Raw genomic sequence first — 21,209 nt, forward strand, 5'->3', positions numbered from 1 at the left:
GATATACAATAGAGGTAGTGCTAATCTTTAAAAATTACTTACTTGATGAGGTGTATTGGATAGTGATGAAAAAGACCGTTATTTTTAAAGAAAATGATCAATTTACAATTAAAGCTGATTTTTATGAAACAAACCGTTCCCAAGCCCCTGCTATTGTATACATTCACGGAGGCGGCCTGCTTTGGGGTGATCGAGAAGATCTATCCGAGGAAATGATACAACTTTACACTAATAATGGCTTTGCGCTATTTTCGATTGACTATAGATTAGCCCCTAGGTCAACCCTATCTGACATCCTTGAAGATGTCCAAGATAGCCTTCTTTGGTTAGAAAAGGAAGGACCAAAACAATTCTCCATTGACCCCTCGAGGATCGCTGTAGTGGGAAGCTCAGCAGGTGGTTTCCTTGCACTAAGCACAGGAATGTTTACCCATAAGCCACGTGCGATTGTTTCCTTCTATGGATATGGCGATATTAGCGCTCCATGGGCACTCGAACCAAGTAAATTCTATTGTGAAAAGGATATCGTCTCCATGGAGATTGCAAAAGGTACAGTGTCCGATCAAATCATTACGAGCGCAAGCGTTGACGAGCGTTTTCTTCTCTATTTATATGCAAGACAATCCGGTCGTTGGATCGAAGAAGTGACAGGCTTGAATCCTTCTCTACATAAGGAAGAACTTCTCAAATTCTGTCCTATTCATCATGTAACTAAGGAATTTCCCCCTACATTGTTACTTCACGGAACGAACGATGTAGATGTGCCGTATGAACAATCGGTATTCATGAGAGCTGCGCTAGTGAAAGAAGGAGTACCGGCAAAGCTTATTACTATTCCAAACGGAGAGCATGTATTTGAAAAAGATTTCGATAACCCTGTTGTACAAAATGCTCTTCATCAGGTGATTGATTTCCTTCAGCTTCATCTTGCTGAGTAAGTCTGTAGAAGAACAGGAAAATCCGGCACTAAAATAGTGCCGGAAAATATAGGAGACCGCATGAATTATTTCTTGTTTAATTCGTGGAAATGCGTCCATAAATGATCGCAATCTTCTCTAGCTTCCACTTTAATCATATTAACAACACTCTCATCATGACCCACAAAATATTCGCGAAGGTGAATGTCAGAGAAGCCATGCTCTTTCGCATCATCTCTTGTGCTGCAATAATGAACTTCTTTAACACCTGACCAAATAATAGCGCCCATACACATTGGACACGGTTCACAGGTGGCATAAATTACACAATCCGATAAGTCCATCGTGTCTAGCTTTTTGCAAGCTTCTCGGATAGCTACCATTTCCGCATGTGCGGAAGGATCCGTGTCTCTCATCATTGTATTGCTGACCGCTGCAATCACCTCATCGCCTCGGACAATCGTTGCACCAAACGGGCCTCCAAATTTCTTGTTCATACCCTCGATCGTTGCGTCTACAGCCAATTTCATGTAATCCATTTCAAATTCCTCCTCTAGTTTAATTGGGATGATTTTAGTGTTTTGCTAAAGATGGTGTATAGAACAAACGAAACAATTAAGCCACTAAAGAAAGCAAAATCATTCATCCTAACTAGGAAGGGGATACCCTTAAGAAATGCACCAGACATAGGAAGGATGAAGCTGACTGCTAAAACAGCCATCGCAACAGGATTGTAACCATTCTTATATTCACCATTGCTACCTGCTGGAACATAGATATGGTCAAGATTTAATACTCTTTTCCGATGAATAAAGAAGCTTGAAAGCATAATACCCGCAATTGGACCAAAGATGGATCCAATAAAGCTATAGAAGTAAAATAAGGTCGTCGTACTTTCTACAAGCTTCCATGGCAAAATCAAAGTTCCAACAACGGCTGTTAAGACACCTGCAGTCTTTACAGTGAATTTTTTCGGGAAAAGAGATGACATTTGCAAGCCAGCTGGCAATAGGTTTGCAAACACTACGAAGGCGATTGCTCCTACGTTTAGCGCTAGAATCAATACAACAACCGCGAAAGTGTTTTCAATTTTATCAATGGCATGAACGATATTGAAAATCGGTTCACCAAACGCAATTTCAGTACCCGCGATTAAAGCCACACAAGTGATGGCAAAAAGAATATATGACAAGATAAACCCTACTGGCAATCCAATCATAGCCGCTTTTGGTGATTTCGCACGATGTGTGAAGTCCGACATATTCACAACAGGACCCGCCCAGTTAGATACCAATGCACTCACGCAAGCAATAAAGACTAATGGACTTGAGCTTGGGTTCGCTGGTACATACTCTAAAATCGGGCCAAACCCTCCAGCAATCTTGATCGCCCAAACAGCAGCACCAATAATAAACACATACACTACTGGGGAAGACCAGTTACCGAATTTACCTAATGTTTTCATTCCACCTAAGAACAACAGAACCGTTGCTGTCCAAAGAATCGCATAGGAGATCATTGTCGGGAATGCTAACCCGAATAGTGTGAAGCCACCGCCTAAATCCATATAATTCGGAATAAATCTAGCAAATATAACATTTAATGATTCTGCACCAACAACGGTAGTGGTTCCAAAGAATACTAATCCGGCAACAAGTCCTCGTATCAATGCCGGTATAATTGCTCCTTTTACCCCAAATGAATCACGAAGCAACATCGCGAATGGCAGCCCATATTTGGAGGCAGAATATCCGTTTAAAGCATAAAATGCGGAGACAATAATGGCCGAAAGCATAACGGCAAAGAGCACCTGTGTTGTATCCAATCCTAAGACGAAGAAGCCTGCAACTGTCATATACGACATAATATTATGAACAGCACCCATCCAAAGGGTTATATAGTTGGACATTCCCCAGTCTCTTTGCTCAGGCTTCTTGGGCAGTAATTCCTCACCGTAACCGTATGATTTGTACCTATCATAATTTTGTTCCAACTTTGCTTGATCCATATCTACACTTCCCCTCGCTTAAATTACTTCACGATATGAGTGCCTGCTTGTTCATTCATCGCATCCTTCAAGCTTTCCGGATTCGTAATAATAACTCGCGTTCCACTGTTCTCTAAGAAGCTTAAACTTGCCTCGATTTTAGGCAGCATACTTCCTGCCGGGAAGTGATTTTCTAGCACATATTGTTTAGTCTCATCAACCGTCATTTTGGAAAGCTCTTTTTGATTCGGCTTACCATAGTTGATGCATACTCTAGACACTCCTGTTGTAATAATTAAGGTCTCCGCATGAATTTGTTCTGCTAAAAGACTCGTTGCAAAATCCTTATCGATGACTGCATCAACACCTTTGTACGTGTTATCATCAGACTTCACGACTGCGATACCTCCACCGCCTGCAGCGACAACGACAAAGCCCCCGTTGATTAATGACTTAATCGCGTCTTTCTCCACAATATCTATAGGTCTTGGGGATGGAACTACTCTACGGTATCCTCTGCCAGAGTCTTCTACAAAGCTCCATTCCGGATGTTCTTTTTTCATTTCTTCCGCTTGCTCTTTGGAAAAGAAGGATCCTACTGGTTTCGTCGGATTCTTGAAATTAGGGTCTTCTGAGCTTACTTCGACTTGTGTAATCACCGTAGCCACATTCTTGTGGATCCCTCTAACTGCAAATTCATTAATTAAAGCTTGTTGAATTAAATAACCGATTCCACCTTGTGTATCGGCTCCACAATTCACTAGTGGAACAGGAGACATGCCGGCAATTTCATGTGCAATCTCAGATCTTCTTAGTCCAAACCCTACCTGTGGTCCGTTACCATGAGTAACGACGACATTGTAGCCCTCTTGCACCATATCAACAATATTGACGACAACTTCTTTTACTGCTTCAGATTGGTCATGAATCGAATCCAGGCCGTTTTCCTTGACCAATGAGTTCCCGCCAATAGCAACGATTACAGTCTCTTTCATCTGATGCCTCCTATGTTGCAATTTTTATGCGCTAACCGAGTAACTCAAGAGATTGCTTTTTGTGTGAGTGGTATAACGGATTCGTTGGATCATTCTTAATCGCGTTCTCGATAGCCTCAATGGCCTCTTTATGCTTACCAAGCGATCTTAGACTGTTCGCCTTATGGAAGGAGAAGTCATATCTATTCGGCTGAAGCGCTAGCAGCTTATCCATCTCGATAACTGCTTCTTGGTGTCGCCCAAGTTCTCTTAAATAATTGGATTTGTGGTAGCGATAGAACGTTTCATTAGGTGCCAGCTCACAGGCTTTATCATATTCCTGAAGAGCTTCCTCCGGTTTTTTCCACAGTCTCAAACAATTCGCTGTGTAGAAATAAAATTCTAAATTAGCTGAATCAATATAGATAGCGCTTTCATAGCATCGAAGTGCCTCTTCATATCTCTTTAGTTCTTGCAAGAAATACCCTTTATAATAGATGAAATCCAGGTTGTCAGCATCCACTTCTAGCGCTCTATTGATGATGGATATAGCTTCTTCATATTGATCGTTGTTAGCGAGAGCCTTTGCCTGCTTCACATATTCGTTATTTTCTTGGAAGCTTTGTTCTAGAATCTTCACGACTTTATGCTGACCGTTCTCTTCGGCACGTTGTAGGGATGAGAGCCCATCTCGATCAGGCAAATGCACATCTGCTCCTGCATGAACAAGCGCTTCAATAATGTCAGAATATAGTCGTCCGCCATTCCCCAATATGACTGCTTCAAGTAGGGCTGACCAGCCTAAGTCGTTGACATGATTCACTGGAACCCCAGCACCAATACACACTTCTACTGTTTTTAAATAGCCCTTTTCGCTCGATGGTAACAGCGCTGTACCTCCAAATCGATTCACGCTCTTCAAATCAGCTCCACCAGCAATCATGAGACGCAGGATTTCATAAAAGCCATTTGCTGCTGAGCAAATAAACGGTGAGAGTTGTGTAATATCTCTAGTGTTCACGTCACTTCCTGCTTCTATTAATCTTTTAGCAATGGCGATTTGATTGTTTTGAGTTGCCGCCATTAACGCTGTTCGCCCTGCAGCATCTTTATAATCAACACTGGCACCTTCGACTAATAGTTTCTCAACAGAAGCCAGTTCTCCCTGTTCACTCGCCTCAATAAGTTTTGTATTCAAGGATAGACTATCCAAAATTGTTCACTCCTTCACAGCCTAGCACGAAGATGTTCGTCTAGTTCGAAATAAGAATGGTGGGCTAAGCAAGCTAGCCCTCTTCTTATTTAATATTTTCACTTAATGCAAGTAATGCTTGTTCAAATGCTTCGATTGGAGGGTTAACGATACCTGCACCAATCATTCCAATCCCCGCATCTTTATGTGCAATGGCTGTATTAATAATCGGCATAATTCCTGTTTGGATGACTTTTTGAATATCAATACCTGTTGGAATCCCTATAAAGTCAAGCATTGGAATCGTCACGTTAGGATTTTCAGTGGTTGTGATTTCCGCCATTTTTGTGGTGTAGCTGATTGCATCATCAACGGTACCCCCCACAAGCGAAACAATAGCCGGTGCAGTTGCCATAGCAAATCCGCCAATTCCATAGGTCTCCGTAATCGCACTGTCACCAATATCAAGACCAGAATCCTCAGGTTTGTAACCAGCGAACATAGGACCAATTACTTGTTGTGCAGGACCTGTAAACCACACGTTTCCAGCGATTCCACTCACGCGGATACCGAATTCCACTCCGTTACGAGCCATTGTGGTAACAATGGTACTATTCTCAATACCATGCGCAGCATCAAGGGCACATTTACAAAGCGCCATCCATGTCGGACCCGAGAAATAGTCGCTGCTGCTAACGAATTCAAACACCTCTTTTTTCTGTTCAACAGTGAAATCGGTTTGGATAATATAAGGCGTTAGTGCTTGAATGAGCAGGGTTGTTCCAGCTACATTTCGGTTATGACACTCGTCCCCCATATGAAGGGCTTGTGAGAGCATTAGGCGCAAGTCAATCCCATTTGGATTAAGTTTCATCGCATCTCTTAAAATAGGACCCAATACATCTCGCATCCAAATCAAACGCTGGATAACACTCTCGTCATTGGCACCCATGCGAAGGATTTTGGACATTTGTTCACTTAAATTTGTATAGGCAATATTTCCATAAGTTTTATTCTCAACAATATGCATAAACATGGAAGCCGATGTTACACCAGCCATGGAACCAACACAGTTATGTTCATGACATGGCGAGAAAATAATCTCTCCTGACGCGGCTAGTACAGTTGCTTCGTCAATATTGGGGGCAAGTCCTTCAAATACAATAGCCCCTGTTACCGCACCTTTCATCGGACCATTCATTCGTTCCCAAGTGATTGGCGGGCCAGCATGTAAAATCGTATTTTTCGTCATACCAGGAACCACATTGATCGCTTGGTCAAAGCCAATCAGTACCGGTTGCGAGTTAATAATTCGCTCAACAGCCTCTTTGTTAGCAGCTTCAATCTTATCTGTAACACTTGGGTCTTCAAGCTTATCCAGCGCAGCAATTAATTCTGGATTCCCTCTGCCTGGCGGCGTCCACTCCAAGTGAGTTACATTCGCGTTTTGTTTTAACAAATCATCTCTAAAGTTCGCAATGCCTACATTTATGACATTTAGTTTATTCGTAAAAAGTTCATTGATTTTACTCATGACTATTCTCCTTTCACAACGAATTCTCTTGCTAGTAGACCTGCGTTCTGACTGCTGCTAGCATGTGTAGCACCAGAAGCTAACAATTTATTTATTTGACCTTCAATATTTTGACTATCTAGCTCTGTTCCAAGAATGTATCCAATAATCTCTAGATGTCTTCCTTCATCTTCAGCGGCTTGCTTCGCTTCGATAATCGCTGGAAGCATTGCGCCTACAGGATCTTCGTGCGCTCCGAAGCCTAGAACAAAGTCCATCACAATAACACCGACAGAAGGATCTTTTGCTTCTTGAATAAATCTTTCAATCCGAGTGGATGGATCTATCATTGGATGTGGTTTGCCTTGTGTAAATTGGTCGTCTCCGAAGTCAATAAAGGTATGATCTTGGCTTACTCTAACATCTTTTAAGCGATATTCAGGATCTCTCTGAATGTTACTGTAGACATTATCGAATTTCTCCATAGCAATGTGCATCGCTTCATCACAGAGCGTACCGCCACTGAATAGTCCACGGATATATTTTTGCTGAGGATTTAACTTCGCACGCACTTCTTCAATAAGCGGAAGATTTAACGCACGTTTGTTAAGCTTCGATTCGTCTGCTCCAGCTAAAAGTACCGCTTTAAGTGCCGCTTCTTTTGACATTTTTGCAAAATGACCGCCAGCTTGGGTGACCTTTTCTTCATTCCCACCCACAAACCAAACCACGACTGGTTTCTTACATTGTTTAATTTGTGCAAGTACTTTCTCTTCTACACTTGGTGCTGGTGGTTTAGATACGAGAACAATAACCTTTGTTGCATCGTCCTCTTCTAACGCTTTAATTCCGGCCAGCATCATAATGCCGCCAACCTCTTCACTTAGATCTCTACCGCCTGTACCTATCAACTGTGTGATTCCACCGCCAAATTCATGAATACGAACCGTTACCTCTTGGCTACCTGTTCCTGATGCGCCAACGATCCCTATATTGCCTTTTCTCACGGCATTCGCAAAGCACAAAGCGACATTACCAATAATCGCAGTTCCACAGTCTGGCCCCATCATTAGCAAGCCTTTTTCTTGGGCTAAAGTCTTTAATTCAATTTCATCTTCAATACTTACATTATCGCTAAACAGCAGGACGTGAAGATTATTTTCAAGAGCTTTTCTTGCTTCTCTAGGAGCGTAGCTCCCATTTACGGCAATAATCGCTAAGTTAGCTTCAGGAGTACCGTTTACAGCTGAGGTAATTGTTGAGTATTTAACCTCACTCTTTCCTTTAGAGGAATCTTTCTTTTTCGTTAACAAATCATTGATGCTTTCGAAAGCACCCTCACATAGTTCTTCAGAGGCAGCCTTCACAATAATCACTAAATCACTTGTTTTGGCACTTTCTACTTCAGGTGTCATCAAGCCCACATTTCTAATGACCTCTTTATTCATTTCAGTACCCATTGCAATAATGGCTTGTTCTACGATTTCGATCTGATTCGCTTTTGTTGAGAGTGACATCAAAGATACGGAATCGATATACGTGTTTGGTTTTACTAAAACTTGAACAGTCATACTTTTACCTCCCATTTACATGTTCATTTCCAGCCCTGCAATAATTCCTATGGCTATATCTGTACCTGACGTGGAGCCTATAGCCAATACCCTACGTAAAGAACAGATTAATTCTTCTTCACTACCTCTAAATAAAGCCTCCATTAAATCAATAATGGAATCTCTTACCTGGCCAGCGGCTGCTTTTGCTAATGCCATATAGCTGATATCATTGGTTAAAGCTTTCGCATGTAAGACGACTTCTTCACAAAACGAATGGTGTGAAAAGTATTGATGATTCTCGATGTTAAAGACGGTAAACAATCCCACCAAGAAATCATCGCCGGCTGGCGTTAAGCCTGGTCCAAGGCCTATGAGCGAAGCTGCATGTATGATTGCAGTAGCCATTCGCTTATTTTGCAATTCCGATACAAGTAACTGCGTCCGTTCATGAAGCATTCTAGACATTTCATCGTCAAAAGGATTGCCACTTTTGAAAGCCCTTTCAATTCTGCTGTTATTTCCGTGAAGTTTGATATATTGCTTCATGGTGGATAAATTCTTTTCTAAGACATCCGCTACTGAAGGGTATTCGGGCAATATACAAGTCCAATTCTTAATACCTTCTATTGTTATAGACATCTTATTAGCAATCGACAGAACCGAATGATCCGAACTTACAAGGTCATTCACCCTAATATCTGCTTCTTCAAAGTCTTCTAAGTCAATAATAAGTGTATTAGGCGCATTATCGATTCCCTTACACGCAATAGTATACAAATCACCACTATCCAAACATTGAATATTGAGTGTGCGATTAAACGTGCTATGAACAAAACCATGAAACTTATGATGAATGATTCGTTGAATAAAATCTCCATCACCGGATTTCGCAAATCTCACTAGAGTCACCTCTGTTTTAATTCCTTATATTTTCAAAAAGGTGATTGACCTCCTTTTCACTTCAACAGATGGATGAATGCATTGAATCATATGATTTGGTTACATCGTACAAAGGCAACGACGAGCGTAACTACCTTACGCACTTAATATATAATATACTGGTAGGGATCGTCATCGTTTAAGCGAACCAAAAAGAGTGCATCCTATTTGTGCATGTTATACAAGCGAATGTGTTAAAAGTGTGTCTGAGGAGCGTGCCAAAAATTGCTAACCGTTAAAGACTTAATGAAGATCAAGGCTATAGAGGGAATAAAAATTGTTGCAGGAGAACAAGGCATTGATAAATCCATATCCATCGTTAACATTATTGAGAATCCTGACGCCTTTGACTGGCTTTCACCTAACGAACTACTCTTATCAACAGGCTACATTTTTAAAAATAATGCAGAACTACAAAATCGAATTATTAAGGAACTTGCGGAGCTGAACTGTTCAGGATTGGTTGTAAAAATGAAACGGTACTTTGACAAGCTTCCTCAGAACATGATTGATGAAGCCAATAAGTATGGGTTGCCCCTTCTGGAACTGCCTTTTGAATATACACTCTCTAACATGATCTCGATCATTAATGAGAAGGTTTCCGGAAGATATGATCTGCTCAATAGAAAAACTTTAGATATACATAACTTGTTCTTCAAAATCACCCTTGAAGGCGGCGGTATTGAAAAGATAACCTCCATGTTATCTGAAACGATTAGTAATCCTATTATCATCGTAGACAAGGATTGGCGATTACTACATCACACAGAGCATGCGAAGAACAACAGCCCACTCGAGTATTATCTTGATTTTTCAAATCGACAGCCTGTTTTTAATAAAGCGTTCATCGATACCATTCCCACCAATCTAAATGAAATGAAAAAGTCTATTAAGAGGACCTATCGTTCAGAAGGTGCGGAAATAAAATGTCGGGTCATTCCTGTCGCTGCTTCTAACTATATTTATGGCTATATTGTGATTTGGCAGACAGTGCAAGAGCTATCCGAATTTGATTACATTATTTTGCAGCAAGCCTCCACCATCATGGCACTTGAGCTGATCAAAGCAAAGGAAATTAGCGAACTTGAAATAAGAATTAAGCAGGACTCCATTGATGATTTACTTTCGGGGAAAATATCATCCCATGAAGCGCTGCAAACCTTATGTTATTTACATGGATTAAATCCGAGCTATATGTATTACAGTATGGTGATAAATATTGAAATGAATGAAGCAGACAAGTTTGAAGATATGATTATCGGAAAGTACAAAATGGAGTCCATTGCAAAAAAATGTGTGGACATCATTTATGACTTGTCACATAAAGCGATTGGAGAAATAAAGTGCTTTTATAGAAATAATAGAGTCATCATTCTAGTAGGGCAAAATGAAGAAAGACCTCCTGTTGCGATTAGTGATGCCAAGTTATATGCAAATGAACTGCTTGAGGTACTTATTGAAAGAACGAAGGAAACACTCCTAATAGGCATTGGTCAGCAATACAGTACAATCAGCTCGCTGCATAATAGCTTTTCTGAGGCGAACGAAATGATTAAATTGATGCAACAAAAAAACCTTCAAAACAAGGTCTCACATTTCGAAGATTATTCGGTTTACCATCTGTTGGAAGCTAATATCAAAGTCGTTGCCTTAGAAGAATTTTTTCGGAAGTGTCTAGGTAAAGTGTATGATCATGATCAATTACATGGTACAAGCTACATGTTAACTTTAGAAAATTACTTTATTAACAATCTGAATGTCACCGAAACTTCAAAGGCTATGTTTTTACACAGAAACACACTTATCTATCGCATTGAGAAAATAAAGGAAATCCTAAATCTGGACCTAAAGCATTCAGAAGAATTACTACGAATTCAAATAGCGCTAAAGATATTTAGTATTTTAAATAAAACGATTTAAAAAAACTCCCCATACAGCAGCAGGGTTCATTATTTCACCTGTCTACTATATGGGGAGTTTTCTTAGACATACTTATCTCGGCCAGACAACATTCCAAACGTCATCACGAGTCCAGAAATAACGATCAGTGTGATCAGTGGAATCGTCCACACTTGGGTCATATCGTATAAATACCCGATCAATATAGGTCCTATGGCTGCAAGCATGTATCCAGTGGATTGAGCCATTCCAGATAATTCTGCAGCTTGATTTCCGTTTCGGGCACGAATTCCGATATAACTTAGCGCCAATGGGAAATTCCCTCCCAAAGCGATACCAATTAAGATAATACTTAGGATCATCATGGAGTAAGATGAGCCCATCCATAGGCCACCATAACCAACAATGGAGCACATGCCTAATGCGAATGCAATCCATACTTGAGAGCGTAGTCGTCCTGCAAGAATAGGAACAAGAAAACTAACAGGTACGCCAACAATTTGTGTGAAGGATAATAACCAGCCTGCTGTACCCCTACTTATGCCATAGTTATATAAGATTTCAGGTAACCAAGACATCGTTATATAAAATAATGAAGACTGAAATCCCATGAATAGCGCTATTTTCCAAGCGAGTGGTGAACGCCAGATTTGCTTAGCACTGATCCTTACACTTTTCACTGCGTTATCTTTGGCTGGATTTAATCTAATTAGAAGGATCCATACCACGATCGCTATGATTGTCGGAATTCCCCATACGATTAAGGCTCCGTCCCACCCAAGCTTTAGACCATGGGCTAGAGGAATACTAATACCTGATGCTAACGATGCGAACAATCCCATTGAAGTGGAATAGATACTTGTCATTAGACCGAACTTTTGTGGGAATTTCTCCTTCACAACTACCGGCAATAGAACATTTCCGATGGCTATACCTACTCCAATCAATAGCGTACCAACGAAAATAAAGAGTGTCATTGAAATGGAACGAATGCAAATTCCGACCAAAAGAATAACCAAACCTAACAATAGCGTCTTCTCGTTGGATAAACAAGCAGCGATTCTAGGAACGAGAGACGACATAACAGCGAAGGATATCAAAGGTATACTCATTAATAAACCTGCACTCCAGTGTGCAAGCCCCACATCTTCTTGAATAATACCCACTAATGGACCTACCGATGTAATCGCAGGGCGTAAATTAAAGGCTACCAGAACAATCCCCGAAATGAGTAAAATGATATATAACGAATTCTTGTTGTCTTGTGTCTGTGGTGAATGCAAAAACTAAATCTCCCCTCAACTAATCAAATGCCAAATGATCTTCAGAATGTAGCATTAGTTATAACATATAAGAAACGAGTTTAAAAGTATAAAGTAGCAAGGAGGCGTACCCGTTTCGCATACAAAGAGATAAAAGCGGAAGCGTTCACCTAAGCGAACACGTTAATCCTAATTAAAAGACAAAGCTGTACCAAGTAGCCATTTTCATGACTTTGGTACAGCTTCTTTGTGCTGATTTTATGTTTAGATTTCGTACCACTTGATCTCATTCGCTTCCAGCTTGAGTGAGAAGCTAGAGCCATCACCACGATAAACGACAGTTTCCTGTGGCTCATAAGTGTTGTTCACGACGCAGTATTTACCATTTTTAACATAGGCATGAACCTCAACATTATAGTTTTCACTGAACCAGCGATTTAGCTCGTGGTCGCTGTGAGTGCTCCAGAGAATTGCACGGTAAAGTAAGCGACTGTTCTCAAAACTATAAGGCAATCCACTGATGTAGACAGATCGTCCACTACCGAATTCATTCACTGCAAGTTGAACTTCTTTATCAACCTGACGAAGGACAGTGGTGCCTTCGAGAGCGAATATATTCTTCTTTCCTTCACCGAAATCGATAATCTTCTTTCCTTTATCATCTACTCCGAAGTCTTCAGTAATAAAATGATCCTGCTCTTCCCAGTTATATTTATCATAACCGAGAGTGAATCCTTTTTCTTGCTCTACACCGAGGATGCTTGCAAGCTGGAAGTACCTTCCGTTCGCTTGATGAGCTGCGGGTTCGCCCACTCCAATGAATCCTCCGCCCTCATGAACAAATTGCTTCACTGCTGTTACAATATCTGTATCCAGCCACCAATCCCCACCTGTGTAGGCCGTATCGCCATCCCCTACATTCAAAATGACATCGATTCCTTTAAGGATAGAGGGGTCATTCTTAATATCATCAAAGCTAATGAATTTGACATCAAAGGGTGCACCAGATAACGTCTCTATGATCCCTGCATAGCTATAATTTTGTTTTTGATAAAGGGCATGATGAACCATATGATTACCCCATGCACGCATTTTACCCCAGCAGTTGAGTACTGCAACGGTTTTGACACTGTACGGTGTTGTTCCGTGTACATTATCATACAAAGTACGGAATTCATCACACACACTCTCGATGTAGCTCATGAAATCCGGAAAATCCAGTGCCAGCTTCAAATATCCACCATAACCAATTCGGTCAATCGGCTTACGAAGGATCGCTCGTCTTGCTGTGACCCAGTTTACTTTGGCTTCACGTACAGGATCTCCACCCTCATAGAACGTATCCGGGAAGAAATACGGTAGGAAACGTCCCTCTGTATAATTCACACCAGGTATATCGCTAATCAGCCGAAGGGTGGAACCATTGCCTACACTACCGACAACAGCATCTACCCCAATCGATGAGAACTCTTCCATAAATGGCTCGGTACCAATCCAGTGATCACCAAGAAACATCATGGCTGTCTTTCCATATTCGTGAGTAATATCGACTAATTCCTTAGCAAGCACGGCGACCTCACGCCGCTGAAATGCCTGAAAGTCTTGGAACTCCTTGGTCGGAATGCGATAGTTATTATTATAGTAGCCCTGATCAATGATATATTCGGCTCTAAACGGATAGCCCATCTCTTGTTCAAATTGTTCAAGAATATAAGGACTAACCGATGCTGAATAACCATACCAATCCACATATTTCTCACGTGCAAGCTCATCGAAGACGAGTGTGAATTGGTGGAAGAAAGTCGTAAATCGAATGACATTGACATATGGATGTTCATCAATAAATTGACGTAGTCGTTGCATTGTGAACTCACGCGACTTCGGTTGGCGAACATCAAAGGTGATCTGAGGCTCAACATTTTCCCAACCATTCGTGACCGCATTGTACATATGAACGGGATCCCACATAATATAGGCTAGAAAACTAACCGTGTAATCGTGGAAGGGACTTGCTTGAATAATAACACTGCCCGTTTCTTCGTTATAGCTCCATTGCTCAGTCGATAGCACATCTCCTGTGGTACGATCGATAACTTCCCACCAGCGCTTGATATCGTCACGAGTATTCACTTTCAGCATATCTGGATAAAGTCCCTTCATTAAAGGGATAATTAGACTAGAGCCTTCAGCTGTATAAAAAGGCGTCATAAGATACATCTGCTGGATTTCATCCGAATTTGCTTTTGCCCATCCATTTTCTTTACGAGTGGTATAGTAAGTGGAATACACCTTAGCATCGATATCCCGTAATTCTGCGGGAAAGTCAGTACCATCGCAATCACGTACTGCATCCGCGCCCCAGCGCTTCATAACTTCTATCGTTTCAGGAATAACATCCAGATCTGTGGGTATCGTGACCCGTCCTTTGTTCATCTTTCATAACTCTCCCTTTACTTAAATTTCCGATTATAGAACCAGAGAAGACCTATTAGAAGTGCCAGCCCCAGTAGCATAATTCCGAGCCCGGGTGCACCAATATTTTTTTGCCCAATAATAACGAGTACTAGCGCGAAGATGAAGACAATCAGCATCAACAAATTGCGTAACGGATTACTCATGGTATCACCTTAACCTTTCAACCCGCCCATGGTCATGCCTTGGGTAAGCTTCTTTTGTACTAACATATAAAGAATAAGGGTTGGCAGCATGACTATTACTAGACCTGCATACATTTGTCCATATTCGACAGCTGATTTCTGAGCAGCCATGAGATTCATTAAACCAACTGGTAATGTTCGAAGTCCTGGCTTCGTCAGTAAAGTCATCGAAATGATATATTCGTTCCAGAAGGAGAGGAAATTAAACAAGATAACCGTTACAATGCTAGGTTTAGCCATTGGCATAATAACCTGCACCATCGTTCGGAAATAGCTTGCACCATCTACAGAAGCAGCTTCTTCAAATTCCCTAGGTAATGATTTAAAGTAGCCCCCCAATAGATAAATCGTGAACGGAAGCGCCATTGCAGCATAGACAAGTGCCAGAATGAATAAATTATTCAGGAGTATCGGCTGTCCAAATAAATTGCGAGCGACCTTGTCACCGTTATTGAGCATAAGGAAGATCGGAACAACAATATAATTCACATTGATAAATAATCCTGCCATAAACATCAAATTCAAGATGACGCTTCCCTTGAATTTATAACGTGCAAGCACATATGCAGCAGGTAAGGCAATGACCAGCAGAAGCGCGATCGCAATCACAGTTACGATTACGGAGTTGAACATGTAACTGCCCATCTTAGCTTTCTGCCAAGCATCCGCGAAGTTTTGTAGATAAATTCCTTTTGGAAGAGCCCAAGGATTAGCATAAAACTCTACATTCTGTTTGATGGAGGCCATAAACGCCCAAGCTACAGGGACGATGATGATAATTGCTAGTAGGATCAGCACAACATAGATGAGGACCTTATACAACTTATCGCCGGCTCCATGATGTGTGAGTTTATTATTATTCAAGTTGTCCCCTCCTTAATATTCCAAATGTTCACGTCTAGTGACTGCGTTTAGGATAGCAGCTAGTGCGAATGAGAACAGGAACACAATTACACCGATTGCCATACCGTAACCATACGAAGAGTTGGTATACGCCTCTTTGTACATATAGCTCAAGAATACCTCAGTAGAACCGTCAGGCCCGCCTCCGGTCATCGCCACAACAAATAGGAAGCTCATATTGATTGTGCTGATGACGAAAAAGGTAAGGGTTGTACGGATATTTGTCCAGATTAAAGGGATCGTAATAGTGAAGAATTGATGTATCCTACTTGCACCTTCAAGGTCAGCGGATTCATATAAGCTTTCAGGGATATTTGCCATACTTGCCATATACATAACCATGTAATAACCGATAGCCTGCCAGATCATAGCGCCTGCGAGTGAGAAAATAACGATTTTCTGATCACCCAACCAAAGTGTTGGGTCTGATGTTGCTTCGCGGAATAAATTTAAGAATGCATTTAGCAGTCCGCTATTTGGATCATAAATTGCAGAGAATATTGCACTGATAACAACAACAGATAGAATGTTCGGGATGTAGAAGATAACTCGTAATACATTTTGTCCTTTTAGATTTTCTCGTGAAAGCATGGACGCGAACACTAGAGCAAAAGCAAACGTAATGATCGTAACTAAAATGATAAGTAGAAGACTGTTCTGAAACGCTTGATAAAATTTATCACTTTGAAAAAGCTTCTCGAAATTTTGCAGCCCTACAAAGGTTTTGTCATCTGTGTATCCACCCCATTTGTACGTGGACATACGGAATACATTGATTGTAGGTATAATTAGAAAAACAACGAATAGGATTATGGCGGGAGCAATACAGAAGAAAATAAAACGCCCTTGTCCTTTCTTGATTTCCATTGGTCCATCTCCTTCTTAAGGTAAAAATAATGGTGGCAGCTTCGCGCATGCCACCATTGTTCACAGATTGAATTGGTATCCAGCATTGCCTTTAATTATTTCAACGCTCCACGTAACTGATCGCTTGCTTTCGTAATCGCTTCAACCCACTGTGCTTGTGTCTTAGCCTTAGTCACAAGGGAATCCACGGTACCAAATACGGTATCCGAAATACTTACCCCTTCAACCGGATCTGTTGTAGCAAATGCCCCCATAGCTGCCTTTGCACCACCATCATAGATGCTATAGAAGAGTTTATTGTCACCTTCCAATTTGCCTGCCATACCGTTAATAGGTTGGACTGCACCTACTTTAGCAAAAATGCCTGCTGCTTCATCTGAATAAAGATAAGCAATAAATTGTTTTGCAAGATCTGCATTTTTAGCTTTCGCAGGAACCCAGATTTGTTCAAAGAAGGTGTAGGAGTATCTATCACCACCAGCTTTTACAGCTGGTAGAGCAGTGAATCCCCATTTAAATCCTTCAGCACGAGGTGCTTGACCCATTTCACCAACAACCCATGTACCGTTTGGCATGAAGATAGCTTTGTTATCAAGAATAAGCTGTTGATTCTTAGTGAAGTTGTCTTTATTTCCATTCGCCGGAACTGTTTTTTCAGTATAGGAAGCTAACTTATTAATAATATCAAATGCTTGTGTTGCTTCTGGTGTTTGCCATATTCCTTCTGTGTAATGCGTCGCTTTGGTGAAGAAATCAGGACCCCCAACTTCGTTAAGCAAAGCATAGAAGAATGAATCGAAATAACCGGTCGTTGGATAGGAGAACAATGCAATTCCATCAGCCTTAGCTTTGTCTCCTAATGCCCACATTTCATCCCAAGTCGTAGGGACCGCCCAGCCTTTCTTCTCAAGTAAGTCAGCATTGTAGAACAGACCCGTTGGGCTATAGAACATTGGCATTAGGAAGGTTTTCCCATCACCATAAGGGTTCGTAATAGTTGTATCCGTAAACCCAGGAATAAGCTTGTCCTTTACGGTAGCACTCTCACCGGGAACAGTCATTGAAAGTACGTCTGTAAGATCAGTGAGGTTATTGTCCTTAATGAAGGTTTCTGTCAAACCTTTAGGCTGACCTACGGCAAGATGGATGACGTCAGGAAAATCTCCTGATTTCATACCAGGTCCGATAACATCTTCAAGGCTTTTGTCGATCGTTGATTCAACTTTCACACCAGGGTTAGCTTTTTCGAATCCAAAAATTACCTCTTTCCATACATCAGATCCGTAAGCGGTTTCTAAAGCGGCTAGCTTAAGAGTACGAGTTTCGGCAGTCGAATTAGAGTTCTTCGATGTGTTGGTGGCATCTGTAGATGTGGAACTAGAATTACTTTCAGTATTACCACCACAGGCCGCAAGACTTAGAGACAGTGCAGCTGTAAGTGCAAGGCTAAGAACTTTTCTCATAATAACCCTCCATATTTATCTTTTTATTGATGCTGTAAACCGCATACATAGGAGCTTTCTTACTCATTCATCTTATCCGATCGTTCGAGTTTCTTTCAACAAACATGTTGCCGTTCATTTTATATATCTTGCTTTATTAGAATTTTTTTATAAATTATTGACTATTTCAATTTATTGTTATGCAGTCTAGTAATTGTGGTAAAGTAAGCTTATATCAACGCAAAGGACTGACCTTATTTGGGAAATGTACGTTATTCGCTACCTGGTAAAGGACGTGGAGAAATTCCCGCCAAGTTAATCTATGTCAGTTCCTCTATTTATGAAGGTGATTGGTACAGCATGCGTCATTCTCATAATTTTTCCGAGCTTTTTTATGTCCGAAGCGGGCGGGGAAACTTCATTGTAGAGGATGAAATCTATCCAGTGAAGCAAGACGATCTAGTTATTGTGAACCCGAATGTGGAGCATACCGAGCTATCGGTTAGTAGTGATCCACTTGAATATGTCGTGCTTGCGGTTGAGGGGATGAGCTTTGACTTTGGCGATCGAAGTGCTAGCCGTAATCATGAGATCATCAATTATCGTAATCAGAGGGATGAGTTATTCTTCTATTTCAACGCCATGCTTCGGGAAACGGAAAATAAAGATGCAAACTATGAGGCCATTTGTCAAAACTTACTAGAGGTTGTAGTCACTATATTAATGAGAAACTCTGGCCATCCATTTTCCGTCGTGGCTACTCAAAAGGCTAACAAGGTATGTAGCAGGATCAAACGTTATATTGACTCTAACTATTCAGAGGAGATTTCACTTGACTATCTGGCAGAAAAAGCACATTTCAGCAAGTATTATCTGGTGCATACCTTTGCAAAATATTATGGGATGTCACCCATCAATTATTTAATTGATGTCAGGCTTCGTGCCAGTAAGGAGTTACTAGAAACCACGGATCTCTCCATCTCTCAAATTGCGGAATCTACTGGTTTTTCTTCCCAAAGCTATTTCTCACAAAGCTTCCGCCGAAGCTGTAATCTAACTCCACGCGATTACCGACTTCAGACCAAGAGACGAGTTCAATGACGGGCGTAGAATTGTTTAATAATTCCGCGAAAAAATCCTGAAAATCCAAACAAAAAATTTATATCCCTCATGGAACAGCGCGCACCGATTGAGTATCGGCACGCGCTGTATTTCTAAGCTAGATAAAGAGAAATATTTAATTGTTTGATTTTCTCAATCCACTCTTCTGATAAACCTCTATCGGTTACAATCGCATCAAAATCATTTAACGAAGCAAAGTAAGTGGATTTAACCATATCAAACTTAGAGGAATCAATCACTAAAATTTTCTCAAGGGCACAATTAATTGCCGCATTCTTTGTGTCCACTTCACAACTGTTCGTGCAAGTAATGCCTAATTTAGCATTAACTCCAGCAGCAGAAATAAATGCTTTTGTTGTTCGTGTTCTACTTATTAAATCCAACCCTTCTCTGCTTTCAAACATTTGAAGTTCTGGACGGTAATGACCACCAATAAGAATAAAATCCTTAAATCCTTTTTTATGAATCTCAATTAATGCGTTCATAGTACAGCAAACAATTTCCACAGAATGATTTGACGGAATATGTTCGATGATTTGAGCGGTTGTTGTACCAATATCAATAAAAATAATATCGTTAGGCTCGATTAGTGAAGCTGCTAACTTACCTATATTATATTTTTCTGATGCTCGATTATTTTTTTGAGTTGTCAAATCATATTCATCTTGTTTATTCTCATTAGGGTCAGAACCATTATAAATAACCGCACCTGAAACAACTTGAACGATTTTATTTTCTTTTAGATATTTAATATCTCGGCGAACAGTCATTTCTGTGACATCAAGTTGATGTGAAAGTTCTTTGATGGATGCGCCACTTTTATTTTTTAGGATTGATACAATTGTATTTACTCTCTCTTGCTTATCCATACCGGTTCATCCTAACTACTAATAATAAAGTATAATTATCAGAATTATACCATATCTAATACCCCAATACTTCCTGCCCTTTTACAATTTTAACTATGGCACTAGTTCCTAAACGGTCTGCACCCAAATCGATAAATGCTTTAGCATCATCCAAAGAGCGAATGCCTCCAGCTGCTTTAATCTTCACATTCTGACCTATGTTCTGTGCAAACAGGCTGACATCCTCTTTAGTTGCTCCAGCTTTTGAAAATCCAGTGGATGTTTTGATATAATCAGCACCAGCTTTTGTAACAAGCTCACATACTTTCACTTTTTCCTCTTGGGTGAGCAAACAGGTTTCAACAATAACCTTTAATACTCTACTTCCACATGCATTTTTAATGGCACGTATTTCGTCGCAAACTTCCTCATAACGTCCACTTTTTAAGAAGCCCACATTGATCACCATATCAATTTCCGATGCTCCATTTGTAATTGCGTCCGTTGCTTCAAATACTTTAACAGCTTGTGTACTATAACCATTCGGAAATCCGATAACTGTACATATTGCTATTTTGCCTTCAACATAATTTGCAGCTTCTCTAACATAAGCACTTGGGATACAAACACTGGCCGTCTGGTATTTCATCGCATCGTCACATAAATTCTTTATATCATCCCATGTAGCAGTAACATCAAGGAGGGTATGATCTACTTTTCCTAATATATCTTTAACATCCATTCTGTTCACTTCTCCCTTAATAATTAATTATAAAACATTTGAAATGTTAATATTCTAACAATTGTTATTGCACTACAAAGAACTAATTTTTCCATAGTTATTGATGGATGAATAACCGATCACTGGGTGCGAGCAACTGCAACTAATTAGTGCTCCTAATATGTATCGGTAAAAGTTGCAATTCCTCTGTTCCCGCTACAAATCAGGTTTTCCCCCAATAACTCACAAGAACAATTACTTGTTCTGAATCACACTCCTCCTTCTAATAACTCCAGGATATTTCATTTGTTATATTACCAATATATATTGTTATATTAATAACATATGTTTGAATTATAACATAATTATGAATATAGTCAATTATAGTAAAGTTGAAGCCCTTATTCGTGTCA

Annotated in this window: 18 protein-coding genes; 3 read left to right on the forward strand and 15 right to left on the reverse strand. The window is 40.4% G+C overall.

Annotation, left to right across the window (positions count from 1 at the left end; all coding sequences use genetic code 11):
- Positions 1-65 precede the first annotated feature (65 nt).
- Entirely contained in the window at positions 66-938 is an 873-nt protein-coding gene (locus tag MKY52_RS03990) for an alpha/beta hydrolase (protein WP_341053334.1), read from the forward strand.
- Between the two features lie 65 nt (positions 939-1,003).
- On the opposite strand, the gene MKY52_RS03995 is transcribed toward MKY52_RS03990, so the two are convergent.
- From MKY52_RS03995 to MKY52_RS04025, 7 genes are all read right to left on the reverse strand, one after another.
- The gene (locus tag MKY52_RS03995) at positions 1,004-1,456 is read right to left on the reverse strand and encodes a nucleoside deaminase (protein WP_042124600.1); all 453 of its coding nucleotides are present in this window, start codon (positions 1,454-1,456) and stop codon (positions 1,004-1,006) included.
- 14 nt (positions 1,457-1,470) lie between these two features.
- Positions 1,471-2,925: a cytosine permease gene (locus MKY52_RS04000; RefSeq protein WP_341049980.1), complete on the reverse strand. Its 1,455-nt coding sequence runs from the start codon at positions 2,923-2,925 to the stop codon at positions 1,471-1,473.
- A gap of 23 nt (positions 2,926-2,948) precedes the next feature.
- On the reverse strand, positions 2,949-3,899 hold the full coding sequence (gene arcC, locus MKY52_RS04005) for a carbamate kinase (RefSeq protein WP_341049983.1): 951 nt from the start codon (positions 3,897-3,899) through the stop codon (positions 2,949-2,951).
- 31 nt (positions 3,900-3,930) lie between these two features.
- A complete protein-coding gene (locus tag MKY52_RS04010) occupies positions 3,931-5,091 on the reverse strand; it encodes an ankyrin repeat domain-containing protein (RefSeq protein WP_341049985.1) in 1,161 nt (386 codons plus the stop codon).
- An 85-nt stretch (positions 5,092-5,176) separates the two neighbouring features.
- A complete protein-coding gene (locus MKY52_RS04015; RefSeq protein WP_341049986.1) occupies positions 5,177-6,604 on the reverse strand; it encodes a YlbE family protein in 1,428 nt (475 codons plus the stop codon).
- 2 nt (positions 6,605-6,606) lie between these two features.
- A complete protein-coding gene (gene fdrA, locus MKY52_RS04020) occupies positions 6,607-8,154 on the reverse strand; it encodes an acyl-CoA synthetase FdrA (RefSeq protein ID WP_341049987.1) in 1,548 nt (515 codons plus the stop codon).
- 15 nt (positions 8,155-8,169) lie between these two features.
- A complete protein-coding gene (locus MKY52_RS04025) occupies positions 8,170-9,036 on the reverse strand; it encodes a DUF2877 domain-containing protein (protein WP_341049988.1) in 867 nt (288 codons plus the stop codon).
- Between the two features lie 264 nt (positions 9,037-9,300).
- On the opposite strand from MKY52_RS04025, the gene MKY52_RS04030 reads away from it, so the two are divergent.
- Complete coding sequence (locus MKY52_RS04030; RefSeq protein WP_341049989.1) at positions 9,301-10,995, forward strand: PucR family transcriptional regulator; 1,695 nt, start codon at positions 9,301-9,303, stop codon at positions 10,993-10,995.
- A gap of 62 nt (positions 10,996-11,057) precedes the next feature.
- Here MKY52_RS04030 and MKY52_RS04035 read toward each other — a convergent pair whose 3' ends face one another.
- The 6 genes from MKY52_RS04035 to MKY52_RS04060 form a co-directional block, all read right to left on the reverse strand.
- Entirely contained in the window at positions 11,058-12,257 is a 1,200-nt protein-coding gene (locus MKY52_RS04035; RefSeq protein ID WP_341049991.1) for a CynX/NimT family MFS transporter, read from the reverse strand.
- Positions 12,258-12,500: 243 nt separating this feature from the next.
- Complete coding sequence (gene gnpA / locus MKY52_RS04040) at positions 12,501-14,669, reverse strand: 1,3-beta-galactosyl-N-acetylhexosamine phosphorylase (protein WP_076117996.1); 2,169 nt, start codon at positions 14,667-14,669, stop codon at positions 12,501-12,503.
- Between the two features lie 17 nt (positions 14,670-14,686).
- Positions 14,687-14,854 (reverse strand): DUF6903 family protein, encoded by a 168-nt coding sequence (locus MKY52_RS04045; protein ID WP_170880250.1) that lies wholly within the window; start codon positions 14,852-14,854, stop codon positions 14,687-14,689.
- 9 nt (positions 14,855-14,863) lie between these two features.
- Positions 14,864-15,757, reverse strand: coding sequence for a carbohydrate ABC transporter permease (locus tag MKY52_RS04050; protein WP_042124581.1), 894 nt, complete (start codon positions 15,755-15,757; stop codon positions 14,864-14,866).
- A gap of 12 nt (positions 15,758-15,769) precedes the next feature.
- On the reverse strand, positions 15,770-16,663 hold the full coding sequence (locus MKY52_RS04055) for a carbohydrate ABC transporter permease (RefSeq protein ID WP_076283951.1): 894 nt from the start codon (positions 16,661-16,663) through the stop codon (positions 15,770-15,772).
- A gap of 95 nt (positions 16,664-16,758) precedes the next feature.
- Positions 16,759-18,126 (reverse strand): carbohydrate ABC transporter substrate-binding protein, encoded by a 1,368-nt coding sequence (locus tag MKY52_RS04060; protein ID WP_341049996.1) that lies wholly within the window; start codon positions 18,124-18,126, stop codon positions 16,759-16,761.
- A 237-nt stretch (positions 18,127-18,363) separates the two neighbouring features.
- Here MKY52_RS04060 and MKY52_RS04065 point away from each other — a divergent pair, with 237 nt between their 5' ends.
- Positions 18,364-19,206: an AraC family transcriptional regulator gene (locus MKY52_RS04065; RefSeq protein ID WP_076283949.1), complete on the forward strand. Its 843-nt coding sequence runs from the start codon at positions 18,364-18,366 to the stop codon at positions 19,204-19,206.
- Between the two features lie 113 nt (positions 19,207-19,319).
- Here the strand turns inward: MKY52_RS04065 and MKY52_RS04070 are convergent, their stop codons facing one another.
- Positions 19,320-20,096: a DeoR/GlpR family DNA-binding transcription regulator gene (locus MKY52_RS04070; RefSeq protein ID WP_042185310.1), complete on the reverse strand. Its 777-nt coding sequence runs from the start codon at positions 20,094-20,096 to the stop codon at positions 19,320-19,322.
- A gap of 55 nt (positions 20,097-20,151) precedes the next feature.
- On the reverse strand, positions 20,152-20,817 hold the full coding sequence (gene deoC, locus MKY52_RS04075) for a deoxyribose-phosphate aldolase (RefSeq protein WP_076283948.1): 666 nt from the start codon (positions 20,815-20,817) through the stop codon (positions 20,152-20,154).
- Between the last annotated feature and the right edge of the window lie 392 nt (positions 20,818-21,209).

It is taken from the genome of Paenibacillus sp. FSL P4-0184 (assembly GCF_038004625.1).
GTDB lineage: Bacteria > Bacillota > Bacilli > Paenibacillales > Paenibacillaceae > Paenibacillus_AQ.

What these genes read in the sequence shown, in the direction of transcription:
- MKY52_RS03995 (WP_042124600.1), bottom strand. Translation starts at nt 1,456, where the DNA reads ATGGATTACATGAAATTGGCTGTAGACGCAACGATCGAGGGTATGAAC.
- fdrA (WP_341049987.1), bottom strand. Translation starts at nt 8,154, where the DNA reads ATGACTGTTCAAGTTTTAGTAAAACCAAACACGTATATCGATTCCGTA.
- MKY52_RS04055 (WP_076283951.1), bottom strand. Translation starts at nt 16,663, where the DNA reads ATGGAAATCAAGAAAGGACAAGGGCGTTTTATTTTCTTCTGTATTGCT.
- MKY52_RS04000 (WP_341049980.1), bottom strand. Translation starts at nt 2,925, where the DNA reads ATGGATCAAGCAAAGTTGGAACAAAATTATGATAGGTACAAATCATAC.
- deoC (WP_076283948.1), bottom strand. Translation starts at nt 20,817, where the DNA reads ATGGATGTTAAAGATATATTAGGAAAAGTAGATCATACCCTCCTTGAT.
- MKY52_RS04045 (WP_170880250.1), bottom strand. Translation starts at nt 14,854, where the DNA reads ATGAGTAATCCGTTACGCAATTTGTTGATGCTGATTGTCTTCATCTTC.
- gnpA (WP_076117996.1), bottom strand. Translation starts at nt 14,669, where the DNA reads ATGAACAAAGGACGGGTCACGATACCCACAGATCTGGATGTTATTCCT.
- MKY52_RS03990 (WP_341053334.1), top strand. Translation starts at nt 66, where the DNA reads ATGAAAAAGACCGTTATTTTTAAAGAAAATGATCAATTTACAATTAAA.
- arcC (WP_341049983.1), bottom strand. Translation starts at nt 3,899, where the DNA reads ATGAAAGAGACTGTAATCGTTGCTATTGGCGGGAACTCATTGGTCAAG.
- MKY52_RS04070 (WP_042185310.1), bottom strand. Translation starts at nt 20,096, where the DNA reads ATGGATAAGCAAGAGAGAGTAAATACAATTGTATCAATCCTAAAAAAT.
- MKY52_RS04015 (WP_341049986.1), bottom strand. Translation starts at nt 6,604, where the DNA reads ATGAGTAAAATCAATGAACTTTTTACGAATAAACTAAATGTCATAAAT.
- MKY52_RS04060 (WP_341049996.1), bottom strand. Translation starts at nt 18,126, where the DNA reads ATGAGAAAAGTTCTTAGCCTTGCACTTACAGCTGCACTGTCTCTAAGT.